The sequence below is a fragment of the Streptomyces sp. genome (assembly GCF_050698815.1).
Classification (GTDB): Bacteria; Actinomycetota; Actinomycetes; order Streptomycetales; family Streptomycetaceae; genus Streptomyces.
Genome location: NZ_JBOHCV010000216.1, coordinates 1 through 3957, shown reverse-complemented (window position 1 = coordinate 3957; position 3957 = coordinate 1). Strand labels below are relative to the sequence as shown.

The window sequence follows — 3957 nt, the reverse complement described above, 5'->3', positions numbered from 1 at the left end:
GGTTCTTGACCTCGGCGCGCTCCCGGCGAGCCGCGGCGGCCTTTTCGAGCGCGGCTGCGCGCTGTTCAGGGGTAAGGGGCGGAAGAGCCACGCCTACGTCACCTCAGTTAGAACTGTTGGAATGGATTCAGTGAGGAACCTCGTAGCCCCGCCTGCGCGGAGCAATGAGCGGCGCGCCTGTTCGTGCCGCTCCCGACGGAGACTAGCGGCCCGCGGCGTCTGAGTCAGCGAGAACTGCGGAAAAGTCCTGGTCAGACTCAAGGTGATAAGGACATTCGCGGACAAAGTATCCCAGTTTTCCGGCCAACTGCCTCTGAGTTCCCCCCATTTCCGCGGTGGCCGGGACCGGATCGGCACCCCGCCGGTGGCGGCGTCACCGACGCGGAGCGCATCACCGCAGGTACGGAGCGGGTGCACCCCGAGCGCGGGAACGGGTGTACGAGCGGATTACGCGACCGCCGCGGCCAGCAGCCGGGCCTCGGACGCGGCGGCCGCCCGCAGCGCCTCGAGCGACGGACCGTGCCGCAGTACTCCTCTGCTGACGCTCGGCACGACATTGCCCACCGCCGCTCCGAAGACCCCCGGCAGGTCCGCCGCCGTCGCCCCCTGCGCACCGATACCGGGGGCGAGCAGCGGACCGTTGACGGCGAGGTCGGCGTCGAGCTCACGCAACGTGCCGCCGAGGGTGGCGCCGACGACGGCGCCGAACGAGCCCAGCGGCTCCGCGTCCGCGTTCTCGGCGGCCAGGTGCCGGAGCACGGTGGCTGCGACGCTCCGCCCGTCGGTACGCACCGCGTGCTGCACCTCGGCGCCCTCCGCGTTGGAGGTGAGCGCCAGCACGAAGAGCCCGCAGCCGCTCGCGCGGGCACGCTCGAGGGCCGGGCGCAGCGAGCCGAAGCCCAGGTACGGGCTGACGGTGAGCGCGTCCGAGAAGAGGGGGGAGGCCGGGTCGAGGAAGGCGTCGGCGTAGGCGGCCATGGTGGAGCCGATGTCGCCGCGCTTGGCGTCCATCACCACCAGCGCGCCGGCGTCGCGTGCCTCGGCCACGGCCCGCTCCAGTACGGCGGTGCCGCGGGAGCCGAAGCGCTCGAAGAAGGCGGACTGCGGCTTGAGCACGGCGACCCGGTCGGCCAGCGCCTCCACGACGGTGCGGGTGAAACGCTCCAGCCCCGCGACGTCGTCGCTCAGGCCCCAGTCGGCCAGCAGTGCGGCGTGCGGGTCGATGCCGACGCAGAGCGGTCCGCGCACGTCCATCGCGCGACGCAGCCGTGCGCCGAACGGCTCGGGCTGTTTCCTGGGGCTCAGGTTCGTCGGGCTCAGGTTCGTCGGGTTCGGGGTCGTCGGGCTCGGAGTCATACGGCCTTCCGGTGCTCGGCGCCGACGGCCTCGGCGAGGCTGCTGTACGGGCTCGCCTCGAGGCGCGCGGCCAGACCCTTGTGCAGGGCGCGGGTCCAGCCCGGGCCCTCGTAGACGAAGGCGCTGTAGCCCTGCACCAGGGTGGCACCGGCGAGGATGCGCTGCCAGACGTCCTCCGAAGTGGTGACGCCGCCGACGCCGACGAGGGTGACGCGGGTGCCGACGCGCGCATACAGGCGGCGCAGCACCTCCAGCGAGCGGTCCCGCAGCGGTGCGCCGGACAGGCCGCCGGTCTCCGCCACCAGAGCGGCGGCGGAAGTCAGCGGGCCGGCACCACCACCGTCGCGGGCGAGGGTGGTGTTGGTGGCGATGATGCCGTCCAGGCCCAGTTCCACCGCCAGGTCCGCGACCGCCTCCACGTCCTCGTCCGCGAGGTCGGGGGCGATCTTGACGAGCAGGGGCACGCGACGGCCGGTGACGGTCCGGTCGGCGGCTTCCCGTACGGCGCTGAGCAGCGGGCGGAGCGCCTCGGTGGCCTGCAGGGCGCGCAGGCCGGGGGTGTTGGGTGAGGAAACGTTGACCACGAGGTAGTCGGCGTGCGCGGCCAGGCGTTCGGTGGAGGTGACGTAGTCACCGACGGCTTCGGTCTCGGGCACCACCTTGGTCTTGCCGATGTTGACGCCGACGACGGCCGCGGCGGCCGTCCCCCGGCGTGCGCCGCGGGCCGTACGGGCGGCGAGGCGGGCGGCGACCGCGGCCGAGCCCTCGTTGTTGAAGCCCATCCGGTTGATCAGCGCGCGGTCCGCCACGAGCCGGAAGAGCCGCCGCCCGGGGTTGCCGGGCTGCGGCTGAGCGGTGACGGTGCCGACCTCGATGTGGTCGAAGCCGAGCATCGCCAGGCCGTCGACGGCGGCGGCGTTCTTGTCGAAGCCCGCGGCGAGCCCGAAGGGGCCGGGCATCGTCCGGCCCAGCGCCTCGATGCGCAGCTCCTCGTGACGGGGCGCGAACCGGGCCGCGAGCAGGGCGCGCAGCACCGGGACGCGGGCCGCCAGCCGGATCACCGCGAAGGCACGGTGGTGGGCCCGCTCGGGGTCCATCCGCCGCAGGACGGTGCGGAAGAGCAGGGAGTACATCTCAGCCCGACTTCCGTACCGCCGTGAGGTGGTCGGCGTGCTCCTGCAGGGAGCGGACGCCGACCTCGCCACGGGTGAGTGCCTCGATGCCCTGCACCGCGGCGGCGAGGGCCTGCACGGTGGTGAGGCAGGGCACGGCGCGGGCCACGGCGGCGGTGCGGATGTCGTAGCCGTCCAGGCGGCCGCCGGTGCCCCACGGAGTGTTGACGATCAGGTCGACCTGGCCGTCGTGGATGAGCTGGACGACCGTCGGCTCACCGCCGGGACCCGGGCCCTGGCTGTGCTTGCGCACGACGGTGGCGTTGATGCCGTTGCGCTTGAGCACTTCGGCGGTGCCGGAGGTGGCCAGCAGTTCGAAGCCCATGCCGACCAGTTCACGGGCCGGGAAGATCAGCGAGCGCTTGTCGCGGTTGGCGACCGAGACGAAGGCGCGGCCCTTGGTCGGCAGCGCTCCGTACGCCGCCGCCTGGGACTTGGCGTAGGCGGTGCCGAAGACGCTGTCGATGCCCATGACTTCACCGGTGGAACGCATCTCCGGACCGAGCACGGTGTCCACGCCGCGCCCCTGCACGTCGCGGAAGCGGGTCCAGGGCAGCACGGCTTCCTTCACCGAGATCGGCGCGTCCATCGGGAGATCGCCGCCGTCGCCGGTGGCCGGGAGCATGCCCTCGGCGCGCAGTTCGGCCAGGGTGGTGCCCAGGGAGATCCGGGCGGCGGCCTTCGCGAGCGGTACCGCGGTGGCCTTGGAGGTGAAGGGGACGGTGCGGGACGCGCGCGGGTTGGCCTCCAGCACGTAGAGGATGTCTCCGGCCATGGCGAACTGGATGTTGATCAGTCCGCGCACGCCGACTCCCCGCGCGATGGCCTCCGTCGAGGCCCGCAGGCGCTTGATGTCGAAGCCGCCGAGGGTGATCGGGGGCAGCGCGCAGGCGGAGTCGCCGGAGTGGATTCCCGCTTCCTCGATGTGCTCCATGACGCCGCCGAGGTAGAGCTCATGGCCGTCGTAGAGGGCGTCGACGTCGATTTCGATGGCGTCGTCGAGGAACCGGTCGATGAGGACGGGGTGTTCGGAGATCAGGCCCGCGTGCCGCTCCAGGTACCCGGCAAGTGAACCCTCGTCGTAGACGATCTCCATGCCTCGCCCGCCCAGCACGTAGGAAGGACGCACCATCACCGGGTAGTTGATCTCGGCGGCGATGCCCTTGGCCTGCTCGAAGGAGTAGGCGGTGCCGTACTTGGGCGCCGGCAGCCCGGCCTCCGCCAGCACCCGGCCGAAGGCGCCGCGCTCCTCGGCGAGGTGGATCGCCTCCGGCGAGGTGCCCACGATCGGCACACCGTTGTCCTTGAGCGCCTGGGCGAGGCCCAGCGGTGTCTGGCCGCCGAGCTGGACGAGGACGCCCGCGACGGGCCCGGCCGCCTTCTCGGCGTGCACGATCTCCAGCACGTCCTCCAGGGTGAGCGGCTCGAA

2 protein-coding genes and 2 pseudogenes are annotated in these 3957 nt (G+C 72.4%); all 4 read right to left on the bottom strand.

The window, feature by feature from the left end:
• Positions 1 to 91, bottom strand: a pseudogene (locus ACRDP3_RS08075) (integration host factor); the annotation flags it as partial.
• A 356-nt stretch (positions 92 to 447) separates the two neighbouring features.
• Positions 448 to 1356, bottom strand: a complete 909-nt coding sequence (gene pyrF, locus ACRDP3_RS08070; RefSeq protein ID WP_431516158.1) for an orotidine-5'-phosphate decarboxylase — start codon at positions 1354 to 1356, stop codon at positions 448 to 450.
• Entirely contained in the window at positions 1353 to 2489 is a 1137-nt protein-coding gene (locus tag ACRDP3_RS08065) for a quinone-dependent dihydroorotate dehydrogenase (RefSeq protein ID WP_431516157.1), read from the bottom strand. Before ACRDP3_RS08065 ends, pyrF begins: the two co-directional genes overlap by 4 nt.
• A gap of 1 nt (position 2490) precedes the next feature.
• Positions 2491 to 3957 (bottom strand): annotated as a pseudogene (gene carB / locus ACRDP3_RS08060) (carbamoyl-phosphate synthase large subunit); the annotation flags it as partial.

What these genes read in the sequence shown, in the direction of transcription:
- ACRDP3_RS08065 (WP_431516157.1), bottom strand. Translation starts at nt 2,489, where the DNA reads ATGTACTCCCTGCTCTTCCGCACCGTCCTGCGGCGGATGGACCCCGAG.
- pyrF (WP_431516158.1), bottom strand. Translation starts at nt 1,356, where the DNA reads ATGACTCCGAGCCCGACGACCCCGAACCCGACGAACCTGAGCCCGACG.